Annotated in this window: 15 protein-coding genes; 7 read left to right on the top strand and 8 right to left on the bottom strand. The window is 47.2% G+C overall.

What is annotated here, in order from left to right:
* Positions 1-123: 123 nt before the first annotated feature.
* Positions 124-1074, bottom strand: a complete 951-nt coding sequence (locus tag DF182_RS30725; RefSeq protein WP_113619573.1) for an aldo/keto reductase — start codon at positions 1072-1074, stop codon at positions 124-126.
* A gap of 81 nt (positions 1075-1155) precedes the next feature.
* On the opposite strand from DF182_RS30725, the gene DF182_RS30720 reads away from it, so the two are divergent.
* The 5 genes from DF182_RS30720 (at position 1156) to DF182_RS30705 (ending at position 8197) form a co-directional block, all read left to right on the top strand.
* Positions 1156-1965 (top strand): DUF6630 family protein, encoded by an 810-nt coding sequence (locus DF182_RS30720; protein WP_113619572.1) that lies wholly within the window; start codon positions 1156-1158, stop codon positions 1963-1965.
* 105 nt (positions 1966-2070) lie between these two features.
* Positions 2071-2412, top strand: a complete 342-nt coding sequence (locus DF182_RS32215) for a hypothetical protein (protein ID WP_147243601.1) — start codon at positions 2071-2073, stop codon at positions 2410-2412.
* A gap of 48 nt (positions 2413-2460) precedes the next feature.
* A complete protein-coding gene (locus DF182_RS30715; RefSeq protein ID WP_113619571.1) occupies positions 2461-3855 on the top strand; it encodes a TolC family protein in 1395 nt (464 codons plus the stop codon).
* Positions 3856-3886: 31 nt separating this feature from the next.
* On the top strand, positions 3887-7084 hold the full coding sequence (locus DF182_RS30710; protein WP_113619570.1) for an efflux RND transporter permease subunit: 3198 nt from the start codon (positions 3887-3889) through the stop codon (positions 7082-7084).
* 21 nt (positions 7085-7105) lie between these two features.
* Positions 7106-8197 (top strand): efflux RND transporter periplasmic adaptor subunit, encoded by a 1092-nt coding sequence (locus tag DF182_RS30705; RefSeq protein ID WP_113619569.1) that lies wholly within the window; start codon positions 7106-7108, stop codon positions 8195-8197.
* A gap of 426 nt (positions 8198-8623) precedes the next feature.
* On the opposite strand, the gene DF182_RS30700 is transcribed toward DF182_RS30705, so the two are convergent.
* The 3 genes from DF182_RS30700 to DF182_RS30690 all read right to left on the bottom strand — a co-directional run bounded on the left by DF182_RS30700 (position 8624) and on the right by DF182_RS30690 (position 10271).
* A complete protein-coding gene (locus tag DF182_RS30700) occupies positions 8624-9268 on the bottom strand; it encodes a MarC family protein (RefSeq protein WP_211327254.1) in 645 nt (214 codons plus the stop codon).
* 66 nt (positions 9269-9334) lie between these two features.
* Positions 9335-9949, bottom strand: coding sequence for a trimeric intracellular cation channel family protein (locus DF182_RS30695; protein WP_113619568.1), 615 nt, complete (start codon positions 9947-9949; stop codon positions 9335-9337).
* A gap of 64 nt (positions 9950-10013) precedes the next feature.
* Positions 10014-10271 carry a hypothetical protein gene (locus DF182_RS30690; protein ID WP_147243600.1) on the bottom strand — a complete coding sequence of 86 codons (258 nt, stop codon included), beginning with the start codon at positions 10269-10271 and terminating at the stop codon, positions 10014-10016.
* Positions 10272-10554: 283 nt separating this feature from the next.
* Here DF182_RS30690 and DF182_RS30685 point away from each other — a divergent pair, with 283 nt between their 5' ends.
* A complete protein-coding gene (locus DF182_RS30685; protein ID WP_113619566.1) occupies positions 10555-12735 on the top strand; it encodes a S9 family peptidase in 2181 nt (726 codons plus the stop codon).
* A 119-nt stretch (positions 12736-12854) separates the two neighbouring features.
* Positions 12855-13235, top strand: a complete 381-nt coding sequence (locus tag DF182_RS30680; RefSeq protein ID WP_113619565.1) for a hypothetical protein — start codon at positions 12855-12857, stop codon at positions 13233-13235.
* Here DF182_RS30680 and DF182_RS30675 read toward each other — a convergent pair whose 3' ends face one another.
* From DF182_RS30675 to DF182_RS30660, 4 genes are all read right to left on the bottom strand, one after another.
* Complete coding sequence (locus tag DF182_RS30675; protein ID WP_113619564.1) at positions 13236-13877, bottom strand: VIT1/CCC1 transporter family protein; 642 nt, start codon at positions 13875-13877, stop codon at positions 13236-13238.
* A gap of 9 nt (positions 13878-13886) precedes the next feature.
* Positions 13887-15125, bottom strand: coding sequence for an ornithine--oxo-acid transaminase (gene rocD / locus DF182_RS30670; protein ID WP_113619563.1), 1239 nt, complete (start codon positions 15123-15125; stop codon positions 13887-13889).
* 118 nt (positions 15126-15243) lie between these two features.
* Positions 15244-16272, bottom strand: coding sequence for a DUF4249 family protein (locus tag DF182_RS30665; RefSeq protein ID WP_113619562.1), 1029 nt, complete (start codon positions 16270-16272; stop codon positions 15244-15246).
* A gap of 2 nt (positions 16273-16274) precedes the next feature.
* Entirely contained in the window at positions 16275-18848 is a 2574-nt protein-coding gene (locus DF182_RS30660) for a TonB-dependent receptor (protein WP_161964325.1), read from the bottom strand.
* Between the last annotated feature and the right edge of the window lie 39 nt (positions 18849-18887).

Here is an 18887-nt window from a genome sequence, read left to right as displayed (position 1 = left end):
TACTGATGCTCCTGATGATCAAAGATGACATTTGATAATCTCTTATAGAAATCCCCCATTGAATCAATCAATGGGGGATTCTTTTTTTATCTCCGCTCATCAGGAGCATCAATAAAATCAGTATTAATCATAGTGGCTGGCGGTGTTTAACAGCACCACAGCCTCATGGTCCAGCTGGAGCTGAACGCCATGCATGATTTCCCGGAGCTGCGCTATATCAGTAGCGCTGGCGATGGGGGCGGTGATAGCAGGGCGGGTGAGGAGCCAGGCAAGCGCAACACCGGCAGGCGTGCTGTTATAACGGGCTGCTACCTGGTCCAGGGCCGCGAGTATACGCATGCCCCGATCGTTGAGGTAGTTGAGTGCTTTCTTGCCACGGGCCTTACTTTTGGCGATATCATCCTGGCTTCGGTATTTACCGCTGAGGAAACCGCTGGCCAGGGAATAGTAGCAGATCACGCCGATCTGATGTTTTTCGCAAACAGCGGCCAGTTCTTTTTCGTAGCCGGCGCGGTCATAGAGATTATATTCCGGCTGGAAAGTGTCGTAGAGAGGATAGCCGTGCTGCTCGCTGGCACGCAGACTTTCTTCCAGTCTGGCAGCGCTCATATTGGAAGCCCCGATGGTCCTTACTTTACCTGCTTTTTCAAGGATGGCATAAGCTTCCAGGGTTTCTTCCACCGGTGTACTGGTATCATAATGTGTTTGATAAAGATCGATATAGTCTGTTTGCAGACGTCGCAGAGAGTCTTCGACAGCCCTGAGGATATAAGCTTTGGTAGTATTGGCTCCTTGTCCCATATCGGCGCCTACTTTGGTGGCTATCAGTACTTCGTCACGGTTGCCACGTTGCTGCATCCACTTGCCGATGATCGTTTCCGATTCGCCGCCGTGATTGCCAGGCACCCAGCGGGAATAAACATCGGCAGTATCGATCAGACTAAACCCGTTATTGGTAAACTCATCCAGCAGTTTAAAGGAAGTGGCTTCATCCACAGACCAGCCAAACACATTGCCACCAAAGGCGAAGGGCGCTGCTTCCAGCCCTGATTTTCCAAGTTTCCGTTTTTCCATGGTTATTTATTTGATGCTGATGTCAGCTTATCCATAGCTAATTTAAACTACTTTTGTGTTTCATCTTTTTATTTTATGCAAATGCAAATAGGAATATCACAGGAAGACTTCAGTTGGCTGACGGGCAATTTTGGCAAACAAAGTGGCAATTCATATATGGATATGAAAGAAGATGTGATCCATGAAATATTTCCGGACAAGGTTGTGATCGGCACTCGTTTTCTGAACTGTGCTTCCTATGAACTTTCTTTTGCAGAAAATCAACTCCACATCAAAAAGAACAGGCTCGACAATTACAAGTTGCAGGAGAAAGCGAAGATGATTCCGGATGAGATGCAGGAAGAAGATGTGGAAGAACTGGTGCATCTCTGGGAGAATTTGCTGCGCGAGCTGAAGATGAAGGAAAAACTGAAAAGTCTCTCCAATGCCCGGGAACTCATGGCTCAGCTGTACCTGGATATTTTTGATGAAGAAGAGGCGGAAGAACAGATTGATAACCTTCCTGAAGTGGTAACCCCAAATGTGACGGTTATCTGGGAAGAGTTGCAGGTAGCACTCCAGCAAACCGGCAACCTGGCTGATTTTGAATGGAAAGAGCTGTCAGATGAAGGTACCTATGCATTGAATGAGTTGTCTCCGGTGGTAAAAGCGGGTGTTTCCCTGGAGGCCCCTACACAGGAAGAATATGAAGAGATCCTGGCTGCTGAAGATTTTGCCAAAGCATTGCTGGACCATTTCAATCGTCAACTGGAAGACTATGAGCTGAAGATCGTCGCTATCGGTCCATCTCTGGATGAATACCAGTCTTTTGCCTGCTTCCCTATGCAGGACTTCAGACTGGCCAATGCAGTGCTCAAAATGGAAGAGCTATGCCTGATCTGTTTCTTCTGATGCATGAACATGCTCCCTGGGATTAAAAAATCCTTAAAATGTAAATAGTGACTGGCTAAAGCCAGTAGCATTGAATAACTTTAATGCATATAAAGTTAGTTGGGTGTGAAACTACTAAGGCTGTTATTCCTTGTACTCATTGCAGTATGTGTGCTACCACAGGTGGAGCAGACAGACAGTTATGCGCATGCAACGGCAGGACAGCATAGCTTCAGTGTTACACAATATGTGCTGAAGCATACACCTCACTTTCACACTACCATCCAAAAATTAAAGCGTCGTCCGGTAGGGCTCAATGATAGTCATAGTCAGGTATGCGCTATCATCAGCTTTAATATTCCTCCCCGTTTTATTTATGTAGATGATGCCACCGGTGGGTATCATTGTAATCCCTATCTCAGTGTCCCTGTTCCGCTCAGAAGCTGGCGAGGCCCGCCCATAGCCTGATTCCCCGTTTTTAATTATTTTTTACTGACCAATCTTTCCAGCGAATTTATGCGTATACATATAGCCGCGAAGAAGAGGTATGGGCTATTGTTATGTCTGTTGCCCTTTACTTCTTTGTTCGCCGGACCAGTTGCAGACAGCCTTTCACTCAGGCAGGCTGTTGAACTGGCCCTATCCAATTATCCTGCCGTAAAGGCAAAGCAGGCTCTCGTAAAAGCAGGCCAGGCCAATGTTACAGATGTCAAACATAACTGGTACCCGGCTCTGAAACTACATGAGCAAATAGATGCAGGTACCGATAACAGTATATATGGGTCTTATTTTTCCATGGGTTTGATTCCATCCACTTCAGGTGGTATCCGGAACGAAAACAATCCGGCCCTCATGAGTGGCAATATCGCCATGGCCTCCATGCAATGGGAGATCTATAACTTCGGAGCATATGGCTCCCAACAGGCTGCTGCCCGTCAGGACCTGCATGTAAACAAAGCTGATCTGGGCAATACAACCAACCAGCTTACCTTAACAGTGATCCGGGACTATCTCGAACTGTTACGGCTAAACGAACTAAAACAAATACAGGCAGATAATATCCGTCGTAATGCAGAAATGGCGCGCGCCGTGACCGCTATTGTACTACACGGCCTGAAACCAGGTGTAGACAGCGCCATTGCCACCGCGGAACTTTCCAAAGCAAGGCTTAACCTGCTGGAAGTGTCTAACCGCTTCAATCAGGTACGTATTGAACTGGCAGCTTTTACCGGACTGGATACGGCCCGGGTAAAGCCCCGTATCGATAGCAGCGCTGATCTTCCCGTGCTGCTGAGGCCGGATACACTGGGTGTTACTGATCAGCATCCTTTGCTTGAATACTATCATGCCCTGTACCAGCGGCAGCAGGCACAGGAACAGGTAGTCCGCAAACAACAGTTGCCCAAGGTCAACCTGATGGCAGCCGGCTGGATGCGCGGCTCCAGTGGCTCCTTCAACGACATGTATGATAAAAACCTCTTCAGCGGACTGGGGTACAGCCGCTACAACTACCTGCTGGGGTTAGGCATTACCTGGAATATTACGGATCTGAAACATACCCGGGAAAAGTTGGCGGTACAACAACAGAAGTCTGCCGCTGCAGAGCAGGAGCTGGAAACATCCCGCACTGTGTTGCATAGCATGTATCAGCAGGCACAGGCTGATATACTAACGGCGCAGGCTAAACTAAAAGAACTGCCCTTGCAGCTACAGGCAGCACAAGCCGCTGCCAAACAGCAAATGTCCCTTTACAGGCACGGGCTTACCAGCATTATTGAGGTAACCAACGCACTGTTTGTGCTCAACCGGGCAGAAACAGATTTGGTGCAGGCCCATGACGAAGCATGGAAAGCGCTTTTCCGCGCGGCTTATGCAGATAACAGTCTGCAACAGCTGGTCAATAGCCTTTAAAGAAGGAGGTTTTCATCTTAAAGTTATTCTTATGTCTTTAGTTTCTTCCGCCTTGAAAAAGCCGATTACAGTGGTGGTAATCACCGCTGGCATGCTGCTCTTTTCTATACTGGCTATATTTAATATTCCCATAGATATCTTTCCCAAACTGAACCTGCCCACTATATATGTGATAGAGCCTTATGGTGGTATGTCTCCAAAACAGATGGAAGGCTTTTTTGCTACCGGCCTGCAGGATCAGTTTTTATATGTAAATGGTGTGAAAAATATCTCCACCAAAAACATACAGGGGTTAACGTTATTGAAGTTGACCTTTTATGAAAATACCGATATGGCGGAGGCGTCCGCCCAGGTGGCTTTACAGGTAAACAGAGCGATGAAGCTTTTTCCTCCGGGAGCCCTGCCGCCGCAGGTGGTACGTTTTGATGCGTCTTCACTGCCGGTGGGAGAGCTGGTACTCAGTAGTCCTAACAGGCCGCTGAAAGAGATTTCCGACCTGGCCGCTACCCGTATCCGGCCTATGTTTGCATCGGTGCCGGGATTGTCGGCTCCGCCTCCTTTTGGCGCCAATTCCCGTTCCGTGGTAATCAATGTGGACCCGCAACGTCTGCGTAGTTTTAATCTGGCAGCCGATGAAGTAGTGGAAGCCATTGCTAAAAACAATGTGATGACGCCTTCCGGTAATATCCGTATCAATAATACCATGTTTGTGACCACTATCAATTCCCTGGAGAAAGAGGTAGAGGATTTCGGTGAAATTCCGGTGGTGACAAACGGTAATGCCACTGTTTTTGTGAAAGACGTGGCCAGGGTGGCTGATGCGGCGGATGTAACCGTGGATTATGCGCTGGTAAACGGAAAACGTTCGGTTTACATCCCGATTGTAAAAACAGCCGATGCTTCGACGTGGGAAGTGGTAAAAAAACTGAAGGCCAAACTACCGGAGATGCAGAATCTCCTTCCTGATGATGTGAAAATATCCTATGAGTTTGACCAGTCCGTATTTGTGATTAATGCCGTGAAAAGCCTGGTAACAGAAGGTTTGCTGGGAGCTTTGCTCACTGGGCTGATGGTGTTGCTTTTCCTGCGTGACCTGCGCAGCTGCCTTGTGGTAGTGGTCACCATTCCCATTGCCGTATTGTGTGCCGTGATGGGATTACAGCTGGCAGGGCAAACCATCAATCTGATGACACTAAGCGGATTGGCACTGGCCATCGGTATCCTGGTAGACCAGGCTACGGTGACCATCGAAAACATACATCAGCATCTGGAAATGGGTAAGCCCATTCGGCGCGCCATATTTGATGCCTGCGAGGAAATAGCGTTTCCGCTGTTGCTGATATTATTGTGTATCCTGGCAGTGTTTGCACCGTCCTTTATTATGACCGGTGTTCCCAAAGCGATGTTCCTGCCATTGTCTTTGTCTATTGGCTTTGCGATGATTGCCTCTTACTTTGCCGCACAAACGCTGGTTCCTGTGGTATCCAACTGGTGGCTGAAAGCGGAGAAATTTAATCATGCCCACGCTGGTTTGGCACTCGATAATGCTGAAATAGCGGAAGTAAAAGAACATCTTGAGCATCAGGAAACAACAGCATCAGACAAAAAGGATTTTTTTGAACGTTTCAAAGGCCGGTTTATACAGGTGCTGGAGAACGGTATGAAACGTTCCCGGCTCATCGTAGGCGTATATGTGATTGGAGCCTTACTCCTGGCAGGGGGCTTTTACTGGTGGATAGGGAAAGACTTGATGCCGCATGTGAATGCAGGCCAGTTTCAGCTACGGCTGCGGATGCCGGATGGTACCCGGCTGGAGCGTACAGAAGCTAGTCTGCACGAAGTACTGGACATCATCGACAGTACAGTAAACGGACATGTAGCTATCAGCTCCGCCTATGTAGGACTGATACCCAGCAGTTATGGTACCAGTAACCTGTATATCTTCAACAGCGGTACCCATGAAGCGGTATTGCAGGTAAACCTGGATGAGGATTACAAGGTAGACATTGAAAAACTGAAAGACAGGCTGCGCGCCAATATCAGAGCTAAGATACCGGAGATGCGTTTGTCTTTTGAACCGATTGATCTGACAGAAAAGATCATGGCGCAGGGTGCTGCTACTCCGATAGAACTGCGTGTAGCAGGAAAAGATATGAAGCAGATAGCCGGGTTTGCAGAAGGATTGGTGGAGCGTCTGAAAAAAATATCTTATCTGCGTGATGTACAGATAGCGCAGCCCCTGCATTTCCCGGTTATCAATATTCAGGTCGACCGGTTAAAGCTGGCGCAGATGGGATTAAATATTTATCAGGTGGCGCGTTCGGTAACAGCTTCCACATCTTCCAGTCGTTTTACAGAAAAAAACCAGTGGCTGGATGAGAAGGTGGCCTATACTTACCAGGTGCAGGTACAGGTGCCGGAATACAGTATGACGGCTGTCAACGACCTGAAGGAAATTCCGCTGGTGCCCGGACAACCCAGACCTGTGCTGGCAGACGTAGCTACTTTCAGAACCGGTGAGATGCCGGGAGAATATGATCGTTCCGGGCCACGTAGGTTCGTTACCGTTAGTGCGAACGTTTCGGGTAAAGATCTGGGAGCAGCTACTGCAGCAGTGCAGAAAGTAGTGGCCGCAGCAGGCGTGCCGCCAAAAGGTCTGGTAGTAGAGCTGAAAGGCGCTTCCAGTCTGCTGATGGAGACGCTGGACAGTTTGCAGCATGGGTTGGCCATAGCAGTAGTGGTGATCTTCCTTTTACTGGCAGCCAACTATCAGTCATTTAAACTGTCTTTGGTAGTGTTGTCTACTGTGCCGGCAGTAATCGTGGGTGCTTTACTGGCCTTGCTACTGACCGGTGCTACGCTCAACCTGCAATCTTACATGGGGATGATCATGTCTACCGGTGTATCGGTGGCCAATGCCATCCTGATTGTTACCAATGCAGAGAAATTACGTTTGTCTTATGGTGATGCAGGTAAGGCGGCAGTGGTGAGCGCGGGTATTCGTTTAAGGCCGATCCTGATGACGAGTCTGGCTATGATTGCTGGTATGATTCCAATGGCATCCGGTTTGGGAGAAGCAGGTGATCAGACAGCTCCGCTGGGTCGTGCGGTGATAGGAGGGCTGATTGCCTCTACATTCGCTGCACTACTGGTACTTCCGCTGGTATATGCGAGGGTACAACGAAAAACAACCATGGAATCACCTTCCTTAATGCCTACAGATCTTTAAATACTATAAAAAATATTATTTATGAAAAATATACATATTGTTTGGATGATGCTGGGGCTGGCAGTTGCGCTGGCAGCCTGTCATTCGGAAGCTACACCGGAATACAGGGAGCCTGTCGCCAAAGGACGGCAATACCAGCTGGCAAAGGTGGTACAGGAGCCGTTGTCGGGGAGTATTCGTCTGCCTGGCACACTGGAGGCATTTCAGAAAGTGAGCATTTATCCGAGAGTAAATGGTTTTGTAAATCGTGTTCTGGTAGATCGCGGCTCTCGTGTAAAAAAGGGACAGGTACTGCTGGTGCTGGATGCTCCGGAGATCACACAACAATATTATGCAGCGCAGTCGAAGTATCTGCAGGCGGCTGCTATGTATGCAGCGAGCAAGGATAATTATGAGCGCACGATAGCTACCAGCGATGAAACACCAGGCACTATTTCCGCACACGATCTGGAACTTTCCAAAGCCCGTATGCTGGCGGATAGTGCATTGATGAACAGCGAACAGGCCAATCTGCGGGCAAGAGGTGTTATGCGTGATTATCTGACTGTAACAGCACCATTTGATGGTGTGATCACAGAAAGAAATATTCACCCTGGTGCGCTGGTAGGCCCCGATACTAAAGTAGGAGATAAACCTATGCTGATGCTGGAAGAGGAGGATAAGCTGAGGTTGGTTTTACAGGTGCCTGAAATTTATAGTGGGCAGCTGATGAACCAATCGGGTGTGAACTTTGGCGTAAATGCCATGCCCGGGAAAACCTTTCAGGGAACAATTTCCCGTGAGGCAGGTACACTGAATGACCGGTATCGTTCCGAAGCTGTGGAGATAGATGTAGAAAACAGTTCACGCACCCTCAAACCAGGTATGTATGCAGAAATCACCATGCCGGTAAATGGTTCGGCGGCCGCCTTGGTAGTGCCTTCTTCAGCCGTGGTGATGTCTACAGAAAAAAAGTATGTAGTGCTGCTGAAAGAACATCGTACCAGGTGGGTGGATGTACAGGAAGGAAATCATCATAACGATTCCACAGAAGTGTTTGGAGACCTGAGAGCAGGAGATGAGGTGATTGTGAATGCTACTGACGAAATCAAGGAGGGTACTATCATTCATTAACTTCAACTGTAAAAAAAACATGCCGTCCCGAGGACTCGGGACGGCTTTTTGCTAACTGTTCCGTCTATATTGATTTCTTTTGTTCCTATTGAAAAAAGGGAACGGTAACATCCACCTAGTAATCAATAACGGATATTTACCTGTTGTTCAACTAAAAAAATTAATGATCACAAAAGTATATTGACATGTCCTTCGACATGAATGTTGTAGAACTAAAAAAATGGAGGATTTGATTAATCAGACTGCCCTATAATAAATTAATTTGTCATATCGGGTTAACTTTCCCTGGATGATGTGTGTGTACTGAACAAACTCAAAGTGGTCCACGCCAATAGCTGTTTATCAAATAACTGGATAACTATTTCGTCCGCGTCATTGCTTAAATAACACGAAACGATTTGAAATTGTTGTAAAGGGAGGGAAAAATTAGAAGTTGAACAGCTCTTTAAGGCCAAGGGCAAACATCTGAACCCCTATCACTGCGAGGATAAGCCCCATCATCTTGGTTATTACCATCATAACGTTAGTACCAATAATGCTGACAATACGTTCACCGGCGATAAACAATAAATAGGTGATGTAACATATAATGGCGTATACAGCCATAACAATGGCGAGATGAGTCAGGTCTTTGGCGGCGGAATAGCTCATGGAAGTAGTAATAGCACCGGGGCCTGCCAGTAATGGCATAGCCAGCGGAGTGATAGCCACACTGATGCCCTGATCTGCCTTTACAGGCTGGTCACCCAGTTTCTCGGACTGGACGTTCTCGTTTTTACCGCGCACCATTTCATAACCGATCACAAATACCAGGATACCACCTGTTACACGCAGCGCGGCCAGAGTAATCCCAAATACGTGAAAGATCAGCTTCCCGGCCACACTAAATACCAGTATGATACAGAAGGCTATCAGCACGGATTTGGTGGCAATGTTCCGCTTCGCTTTTTTATCCATATAGGAAGTAAGCTCCATAAAAACGGGAATAGCGGAGATAGGATTGACAATAGCCAGCAATCCCATGAATACTGTAGTGGCAAACGCGAAGTAATTATCGAACAGAGACATCATAATAGCAATATAGGAAATTTATTAATCCATATATTTCAAAAATTCAAAATCTCTAAATATTATTTTTTATTGTCGTATACGTGGTAGTTGCCAGTTATAACGCAGACTTAAGAGTCGTATACTTACTATAACGGTAACGGATATACTCTGTATGATATCGCCGGAGCAGCTGGTAAAACGTCCTGCCAGTATATAAAGACAACCGCCCGCTATGGAGGCTACTGCATAGATCTCACGGGTAAACAGAATTGGTTGTTCACCGGTAATAACATCGCGGAGCAGTCCTCCGAATGCTCCGGTGATAACACCCAATGCTACGCATACCGGCACTGGCAGCCCTGCAGCCATGCCTTTGTTGATGCCGGTGATAGTGAATAACCCCAAACCAATGGCATCAAAAATATTAAGCCAGCGTTGCAGTCTTTTTACATAGGAGAAAAATACAGCAGCGATGACAGCGGCCGCGATGATCGCAGTATTACTGAGTTCATCGGTCATCCAGGCTACAGGAGTGGCGCCGATCAGCAGATCACGTATAGTCCCGCCTCCAATAGCGGTAATGAAAGCAAGGGCCAGGAGCCCGATAACATCATAGGATTTATTAATAGCTGCTGTTGCACCGGAAACAGCGAATGCAAAGGTGCCGCATAGTTCCAGCCCCTGTATATAGGTGAGTTGCATTTCTCTCGTCTGATTTTACCGCAAGATAAACAGTCTGAAGGAATTACTTCACCGTCGGAATAGATCAATATTCGTAATCGTATTCACCACGCAGGGTACGTTCGATCTGATTACGGAGGTCGGTACTAAAGCCTTCCACTTCTATTTTAGGATGATTGTCCAGGTTGATACGGAAATGGCCGTTTTCAAGGGCAAGAAGGTCATATATATCTTCGAGCAGGGCATACAGTAGTTTTTTGGTGTTCTCGGCAATCTGGGCCAGAAAAGTGTCTTCAAATTGGAAGAATTCGCGGTTTTTATAAGATAAGGTAACGTGTATCATAACCAGATGGTTTTTCCAGGATAATAATTTAAAAATAAAGGCTGCTGGCAGGTCTGATAACCAGCTGATAATCATTAATTAATTGTTATTAATTGCATAAAAATATAAAAAAAGAAATTATTTTTTTTCAATATGATCACTTTTTTATCCACATATCTCAAAAAAAGTTAAAAAAGTTTTTATCTTCCGAAGTTAACCATCTCCAACCAGTTGCTCTAATTGGTCAATATTGTTGCAGTCTACTTCTAAAATTTTGGCTACCATTGTGTTTTATATATCCACAATGAAGAAAATAACACTATTGGTCATCGTGTTGGCAGTGAGCAGCACCAGTCTGTTTGCCCAACCAGGAAAAGGAATCAGATGGTCCCGCGATGGGCGGGCTATACTAAAAGCCGAACCACAGGGCATTGTCGCCAGCCCGTTATCCGGAGCAGCTCCCACCGTGGTAGTACCCTCCTCACAATACACGCCGGCAGGCACCGCCAAAGCGCTACCTATCCGGGATTTTCATTTCTCCGCTGATGAAAAAAAACTGCTGATCTACACCAACGCAAAGAAAGTATGGCGTTATGAAACACGCGGCGATTACTGGCTGTTAGACCTGACATCCGGTAAAATGCAACAGCTGGGTAAAGATAAACCTGCTTCTTCCCTCATGTTTGCCAAACTCTCACCCGACGGTACAAAGGCCGCCTATGTCAGTGACCACAACCTCTACGTGGAAGATCTGAAAACAGGTGAAACTAAAGCACTCACCACCAACGGTACCCGCCGATTTATCAACGGTACTTTCGACTGGGCCTATGAAGAAGAATTCGGCTGCCGCGACGGTTTCCGCTGGAGCCCCGATAGCAAAAGTATTGCCTACTGGCAGATTGATGCTACCAAAATCCGCGACTTCCTCATGATCAACAATACTGATTCCATCTATTCCTTTACCGTGCCGGTAGAATACCCTGTAGCAGGAGAGAGCCCTTCAGCCTGTCGTGTAGGCGTGGTTGATATTCAGACTGCCGGTACCCGATGGATGGAAGTACCCGGAGACGCGCAACAGCACTATATTCCACGGATGGAATGGGTGCCCGGAAAAAAACAACTGATCATACAGCAACTTAACCGTAAGCAAAACGACAGTAAAATTATGCTCTGCGATGCTACTAACGGTAAAGTACGTACGCTGTATGAAGAAAAAGACAGCGCCTGGATCGATGTGAAATCCCGCTGGGATGATGATAATATTGCCGGATGGGACTTTATCCGTAACGGAAAGGAATTTATCTGGGTGAGCGAACAGGATGGATGGCGTCATCTTTATAATGTAAACGCAGAGAACGGGAAAGCCACGCTGCTGACATCTGGTAACTATGATGTGATCAGCATTGCTAAAATAGATGAAGCCAATAATCAGATCTGGTTTATGGCCTCTCCTGATAATGCAACACAACAGTATCTGTATAAAATATCGCTCAACGGCGGCAAAGCAGAACGCATAACACCTGCCGACCAACCCGGTACACACGAATACCAGATTTCTCCCTCCAGCTCCTGGGCCATACATCAGTTCAGCAATGCATGTACCTATCCGGTGAGTGAAAACCTGGAACTGCCTGGTCATACCAGCGGTACCCAGGTTGTCGCCAAAGCGATCCGGGAATCAGCCTCCGCTGGTAAATGTGTGGAGTACTTCCAGGTTCAGACTGCCGATGGTGTTACTATCGATGGATGGATGCATAAACCGGCGAATTTTAATCCGGCAAAAAAATATCCGGTTGTATTTTATGTATATGGTGAGCCTGCAGGCGCCACCACATTAGATGCTATCGGCGCAGGCCGCAACTTTCTGTACGACGGAGACATGGCCGCTGATGGTTATATCTATGTGTCGATGGATAACAGAGGAACACCGCTTCCCAAAGGACGTTACTGGCGTAAAAGCATCTATCGTAAAGTGGGCGTGCTCAATGCCCGCGATCAGGCCCAGGCTGCCCAGGCACTGATGAAAAAATATGCTTTCATTGATCCTGCGCGTACAGCGGTGTGGGGCTGGAGCGGTGGCGGTTCCATGACGCTTAACCTCATGTTCCAGTATCCTGAAATCTATAAAACCGGTATTGCTATCGCTGCAGTAGGTAACCAGCTTACTTATGACAACATCTATCAGGAACGTTATATGGGCCTGCCGGAAGAAAACCGGGAGGATTTTGTTAAAGGGTCTCCCATCACCTATGCCCACAATCTGAAGGGCAATCTGCTCTATATTCATGGTACCGGTGATGATAACGTACATTACCAGAATGCAGAAATGTTGCTGAATGAACTGATCAAAAACAATAAGCAGATACAGTTCATGGCCTATCCAAACCGCACTCACAGCATCTCTGAAGGTAGTGGAACTTTCATACATCTTTCTACGTTGTACACTAACTATCTGAAAGCGCACTGCGAACCAGGAGGGAAATAAGGAGGATAGAAAGATATTTTGATTTTCGATTCAGTGATGTTGAAAATATTTTAAATCACTGAATCGAAAAATCAAAAATCAAAAATCTCTAACTTGCGGTCTTTAACAAATTGAATTACATGTCTAAAACTTCTGTTATCGGGATTCTTGCTGTAGTGGTAGTGATTATTTGCGCATTTCTCCCGTGGGCTGCTATAGAAAGCCGGCACCTGCTTTTTACAGGATTAAACACTACAGGGTCGAGCTATGGAGAACCTGGGAAATTGAATATTTTTCTGGGAGTGGCGGCAGCCCTTATCTTCCTGTCTAAAAACAAATGGGTAGCAAGAATGAACCTGTTTGTAGCTGGTTTCCTGTTGGCCTGGACGTTCCGTAATATGTTGCTTTTTTCACGTTGTGAAGCTGGCATCTGCCCGCAAACGGGCATTGCGCTTTATGTTTCAGTAGCAGCAGCGGCAGTGGCGTTTGTATGTGTACTGTTTACCCGTACACGGCCCTGATCAGAATATTTTATGTAATACCCACGCTCCGCAAAATACACCGGCGCCCATTATCCAGTAACGTAATACAACTGGTAATGGGCGCTGGTGCGTTATTTTAGCTTTTATAAAACTGAATACTGTTAGTCCAAGGAAAACCAGCATCATACTGGTTTGTGAGGCAGCCCCGAAATTCTCGTTGGACAGATAAGGTCCAAACGACAAAGATGCTCCCAGTAAAAAAAAGAAGGCGGCAAATAAAGCACTGCGTATAGCACGGCTAAGGTTAAACGTAGTTTCCACTACCTGTTCCTGCTGAAGAGTGGTTTCCCATAATGCGGCATCCTTTTTCATTTCATCCTCAATATGGGCGATGGTGTTGTCATGAATGTCCAGCTTTTGCAGCTTCTGTCGTTCTTCGTCAGACAGGAGCAGGCTATCATGCTGGGTATCGCCTTTATTGGCCTGGTAGGTGCTGTATATTACCAGCAGGCTTCCGGCGATACAGATGCACAGGTGGATATTGTAGAAGGTTTGTACCTCCATGGGAAAGGTCTGCATGACCTGAGTCGCAAAAAATAGCAGGAACAATCCATCAGGAAAGCCGATCATGAAGTCGGTTTTCCACCCGGAACTGCGGATGGCTTTATGTGATGCTGTCATACTTTCCAGTTAGCGGAATGCCTTTTCCATGCTTTTTTGAATGATCTGAACGCAATCCGTTACCTGGGTGGCATTCATGACCAGCGGTGGTGCAAAACGGATTTTATCACCGTGTGTGGGTTTGGCGAGCAGGCCATTTTCTTTCAATGTAAGACACAGGTCCCAGGCTGCTTCCGGATCCGGATGTTTGATGACGATAGCGTTTAACAACCCTTTACCACGGATGGTAGTGATAAAAGGTGATTGCAGCTCCTGCAGGCCGTTGCGCAGCAACTGACCCATCGCCACAGCATTCTCGGCCATCTTTTCATCTTTCAATACCTGCAGTGCTGTAATAGCAACCTTACAGGCAAGTGGGTTACCTCCGTAGGTAGAACCATGTTCACCCGGTTTGATGGTCAGCATGATTTCATCATCTGCAAGGACTGCACTTACAGGCAGGGTTCCGCCGGATAAGGCTTTACCCAGTATCAGAATATCAGGGCGTACATTTTCATGGTCGCAGGCCAGCATACGGCCGGTACGGGCAAGGCCTGTCTGTATTTCATCAGCGATGAACAACACATTGGCATCCTGGCAATAGGCGCGCGCTTTAGACAGATAGCCATCGTCTGGTACTACCACGCCTGCTTCTCCCTGGATAGGCTCTACCAGAAAACCTGCTACGGTTTTGTCTTGTAAGGCCTGCTCCAGTGCTGTCAGGTTGTTGTAAGGAATCACCTCGTAACCAGTCATAAAAGGCCCGAAGTTATTGCGGGCTACCGGGTCGGTGCTGAAAGATATCACATTCAGGGTGCGGCCGTGGAAATTGTTGGCGCAGACAATGATCTTTGCCTTGTTTTCCGGTATACCCTTTACTATATAAGCCCAGTGCCGGCAGAGTTTCAGCGCTGTTTCCACCGCTTCCACACCCGTATTCATGGGCAATACTTTATCATAGCCGAAATAATCGGTAATAAATCTGGTATATTCTCCCAGCAGGTCACTATGAAATGCGCGGGAAGTCAATGTCAGTTTCTGCGCCTGTTCTATCAGTGACGCAATGATCCGGGGATGGCAGTGCCCCTGGTTAACAGCTGAATAGCCGGAAAGAAAATCGTAATAACGTTTACCGTCCACATCCCATAAAAAAACACCTTCTCCACGCTCCAGTACTACCGGTAAAGGGTGGTAGTTGTGGGCGCCGTATTGCTCTTCCAGTCCAAGAAAATGCTGTGTCCTTTCGCTTATCGTAAATGCTGGTATCATATCCCAAAAATACGGAATCGGGATGAATTAAAATCGTAAAGAACGCAAAGTGAGCCAGGAATGCAGTGAAGACGGAAATTTTATACCGTGCCCAATTTTTCCTGTACTGACAGCAGTACTATAACTTATCGTAATACAAGGAATAGGACATCTGGCTGCAGCCGCCGACTATGCCGAGGCCGTTAGCAACGTTGTTACGTAGCTGGATGGCCTGTATCAGGCTGTTAAGACCCGGGTTACGCCTTACTTTTTCGTAGGTCAGCAGAAAGTTGTAGTAGTCCGGACTGACGGATTTTACATTGACCATTACACGGCCAATGGGAGGATCCCCACCTTCAGTGCTACCGGCAGTAAGCGCAGTGGCATTGATGTACAGCAGAGTATTGAGTGGTTTGTTGTTGCCTTGTGTAAACAGAATACTGTTGTAGTTTTCATTGAGCCCGCCCACCTGATTGTTGTCTGCATTTTCATCCTGGGTATAAACGGGGATGCGGAGATAACTGTTGAGGTAAAGGGTGTCTTTATAGAAAGTGACACCAGGCAGATCTTTCACCTGATTAAAAAGTTCACGGCGATCTCTGACTCTGTATCGTTGCTGGTTATAGAAAAAAACAGTGTCCAGCTGTACCATTTGTTTGAGGGCTTCCATCACAATAAACTGTTTGGTAGCAGACCCCTGTATATTAAAATGGAACCTTAACACTGGTCGGCCGTTGAGCGTGGTACGGAGCGTATCCTGTAGTTCTACCCTGATGGGGGCGGGGGTTACAGGCAGGGCATAAGCGGTACCTACACCTGGCATATCCACCTTCACCCTGTAAGACCTGTTGCTTTCTATACGGGTGTTGCCCCTGTAAAAGGCCATATTGCTGCTGGTATCCTTTACATAATGCAGCTGTTCCAGCTGGGTGCCATTGGCATCCTGGAGCTGAACGGAAGCATCTGTAACGGTTTCAAAATTATTATCAATATCGGGCCCTACCGGCTTGCTTTTGCCAATACGCATTTCCACTTTTTTACCCGCTACCAGTTCGCTGTATACAACAGCCTTGGGTTTACTCCCGGAAGGAGGAACCGGTAGTTCGTGTATACACCCAGTTAAAACAGCAACACTAAAAACGCACAAATATTGAAACAGGTACTTCATCACTAAAATTTGAGTGTGTAACTGATATAGGGTAATGTCCGGAATAAACTGTACTGATACAGCTGCAACGGATAAATTTCATCATAGGTTGTAGTAACAAACTGGTCGTAGCTCACGATAAACGGATTGCTACGGGAATAGATGTTGTAGATGCCGGCCGTAAGTGTATGGTAGATCGCATTAGTACGCCCAAGGTAAATGTTGGTACCCAGGTCAAGATGATGTACGGCTCTTAACCGGAAATTGTTGAGCCGTGTGATATAAGGCAGATAATTGATTTGGTTATTGGAAAATGGCGAATAACGTTCATCCAGCTTCCCATTGATGTTGCGTCCCCAGTCGTAGTCCGGGAATATCTGTGCCGGGAGGGTGAATGGGGCGCCACTGGAGAATTTCCAGGACGCAGACAGACTCCATCCTGGCTTCAACCGGTATTTGAGTGCCAGTGACAGATTGTGACGGCGGTCTTCCTTGTAAGGGAACATTCTACCGCTATTCATACGGGAAAACTCCCTCCAGGCCCAGGCCAGGGTATAGGAGAAAATACCGGTCAGCCTGCCGGTGTTTTTTTCCAGTAATAACTCGCTGCCGTAATTATAGCCTTTGCCACTGATTACTTTTTTCTCCCACAGATCGGAGTTATCGAAGATGTTGAGCGCCGTATTAGTGGCAACGAGATCATTCAGTTGTTTGTAGTAGATATTTACATTGAACCGCCATTTGTTGTCCCACTGTTTCTGATAAGAGAGGCTGTAGGAATAGGCTTGTTCAGGTTTGATATTTTCAGTGCTGGGCACCCACAGGTCAGTGGGCAGATTGATCACAGGGGTAGTCAGCTGGTGGATGAACTGTGTCATCTGGGCGTAGGAAGCCTGAATATACTGGGCATTCGGCAGGTTCCACCGTATCATCAGGCGTGGCTGGAGACTGGAATAAAAAGAATGACTTTGTGCCAGTGCTCCTAAGTGGAGCCCGGGCCTCACAATGAATTTATCATTGTTGAAACGTAACTCATCTTCCCCGTACAAAGTAAATTCAGACATGTAATATTTGGGAGCCTCACGTTTGATGGCATCACCCGGATTTACATTCGTCGTATAGGCAGTAGGCGCAAAATTATGATAGGTATAGCCACCGCCGAAAGACAGCTTTTGTGTATTGCTGATGGTAAACTCTGTTTCATTGTGCAGGGCAATATCCCTGTTTCTGGATACGCCTTTCCCATTTATCAGCAATTCATCACCAGAAATTTTAATGTAGGCGCTTTGCGAAAACAGGTTGTAAAAGCGGCTGTAGCTGGCAGTGGTATTGGTAAATATCTTGGGCGTGATCACCTTGGTCCATTTCAGTGCTGCGGTGATGTTGCTCCAGGCAAATTTATAATCTTCTGCAAGCGGGAAAGGAATATTGTCTTTGGGGATAGTCATGTTATCCTGCCCTTTGTAGAAGCTGAGGTAGATCCTGTTTTTGTTGTTGATGATCTGGTTCAGCTTGAAGTTAACATCATAGAGCGCATATTTCCCGTACTGTTTGGTGATTTGTCTTCCATACAGGCCGTCGATCAGGGATCGGCGGAAAGACAGGAACATGGCACTTTTATCTTTAACGAAAGGGCCTTCCAGTTCTGTGCTGGCGGATACGGGGCTGATGGTGGCTTTGCCATGCCAGCCTTTCATGTTACCGTCTTTGGTACGGATATCCACAACAGAAGAGAGGCGGCCGCCGTAGCGGGCAGGAAAGGCATCTTTATACAGGGACACATCTTTCAGTGCGTCACCATTGAATATGGAGAACAGTCCGAAGAGGTGGCCGGTATGATAGAGAGGAACACCATCGAGCAGGTAAAGGTTCTGGTCGGCGCCACCACCGCGTATCAACAGGTTGCTGCTGCTTTCCAGGGAACTGCCGGTGCCGGGATAAAGCTGAAGGGATTTCAGTACGTCCTTTTCACCAAGCAGGGCCGGGAAGTTGGAAACGTACCCTACCGGCATTTTGATGTAGCCGGCCTGTAGTGTTACGGAATCCTGGTCGCCTGTTACGACTACCGGTTGCAGTGGGTTGCGTGGCTCCATATGGATGTCGAGCTGGCCATCGTCGGGAGGAGGTAGGCGCTGTGTCACTGTTTCGTAGCCTACATGGGAGAAGACGATACTGGTACAACTGTCTGGCACCTGGATGCTATAGAAGCCATAAGAGTTGCTGATAGTGCCTTTGCGGGTGACCGGGTCATAAATGGAGGCACCGATGATGACCTCCTTACTGTTTTCTTCCTTTACAAACCCGCTGATGGTATAATACTGGGTTTGGGAGGTTTCCCGCAGCAGGAAGATTTTACCATTGATAGCGGCTGCCTGAATGCCGGTACCTTGCAGTATGCTGGTAAGCACCTGTCCGGTACTGTGTTCATTGCCGGTTAGCTGTACTTTTTTGTTGAGATGCAGAAAACTGGAGCTATAGGAGATATTGATGCCGGTCTGGCGTTGGATGTCCTGTATGTAGAAGAGAATGGAACCTTCTTTGGCCGGTGGAGAATAAGACCGTTGCAGGATAGCGTCCTGCTTGGTTTGCGCGCGCAAATGAGCCGCCGGCAGTATCAGCAGAAGGTAATGAAAGGC

The sequence above is a fragment of the Chitinophaga flava genome (genome assembly GCF_003308995.1).
GTDB classification, from domain to species: Bacteria; Bacteroidota; Bacteroidia; order Chitinophagales; family Chitinophagaceae; genus Chitinophaga; species Chitinophaga flava.
This window is presented reverse-complemented; position numbering and strand designations above follow the sequence as displayed.

What these genes read in the sequence shown, in the direction of transcription:
- DF182_RS30710 (WP_113619570.1), top strand. Translation starts at nt 3,887, where the DNA reads ATGTCTTTAGTTTCTTCCGCCTTGAAAAAGCCGATTACAGTGGTGGTA.
- DF182_RS30720 (WP_113619572.1), top strand. Translation starts at nt 1,156, where the DNA reads ATGCAAATAGGAATATCACAGGAAGACTTCAGTTGGCTGACGGGCAAT.
- DF182_RS30665 (WP_113619562.1), bottom strand. Translation starts at nt 16,272, where the DNA reads ATGAAGTACCTGTTTCAATATTTGTGCGTTTTTAGTGTTGCTGTTTTA.
- DF182_RS30695 (WP_113619568.1), bottom strand. Translation starts at nt 9,949, where the DNA reads ATGCAACTCACCTATATACAGGGGCTGGAACTATGCGGCACCTTTGCA.
- DF182_RS30680 (WP_113619565.1), top strand. Translation starts at nt 12,855, where the DNA reads ATGTCTAAAACTTCTGTTATCGGGATTCTTGCTGTAGTGGTAGTGATT.
- DF182_RS30705 (WP_113619569.1), top strand. Translation starts at nt 7,106, where the DNA reads ATGAAAAATATACATATTGTTTGGATGATGCTGGGGCTGGCAGTTGCG.
- DF182_RS30685 (WP_113619566.1), top strand. Translation starts at nt 10,555, where the DNA reads ATGAAGAAAATAACACTATTGGTCATCGTGTTGGCAGTGAGCAGCACC.
- DF182_RS30700 (WP_211327254.1), bottom strand. Translation starts at nt 9,268, where the DNA reads ATGATGTCTCTGTTCGATAATTACTTCGCGTTTGCCACTACAGTATTC.
- DF182_RS30715 (WP_113619571.1), top strand. Translation starts at nt 2,461, where the DNA reads ATGCGTATACATATAGCCGCGAAGAAGAGGTATGGGCTATTGTTATGT.
- DF182_RS30675 (WP_113619564.1), bottom strand. Translation starts at nt 13,877, where the DNA reads ATGACAGCATCACATAAAGCCATCCGCAGTTCCGGGTGGAAAACCGAC.
- rocD (WP_113619563.1), bottom strand. Translation starts at nt 15,125, where the DNA reads ATGATACCAGCATTTACGATAAGCGAAAGGACACAGCATTTTCTTGGA.
- DF182_RS30690 (WP_147243600.1), bottom strand. Translation starts at nt 10,271, where the DNA reads ATGATACACGTTACCTTATCTTATAAAAACCGCGAATTCTTCCAATTT.
- DF182_RS30725 (WP_113619573.1), bottom strand. Translation starts at nt 1,074, where the DNA reads ATGGAAAAACGGAAACTTGGAAAATCAGGGCTGGAAGCAGCGCCCTTC.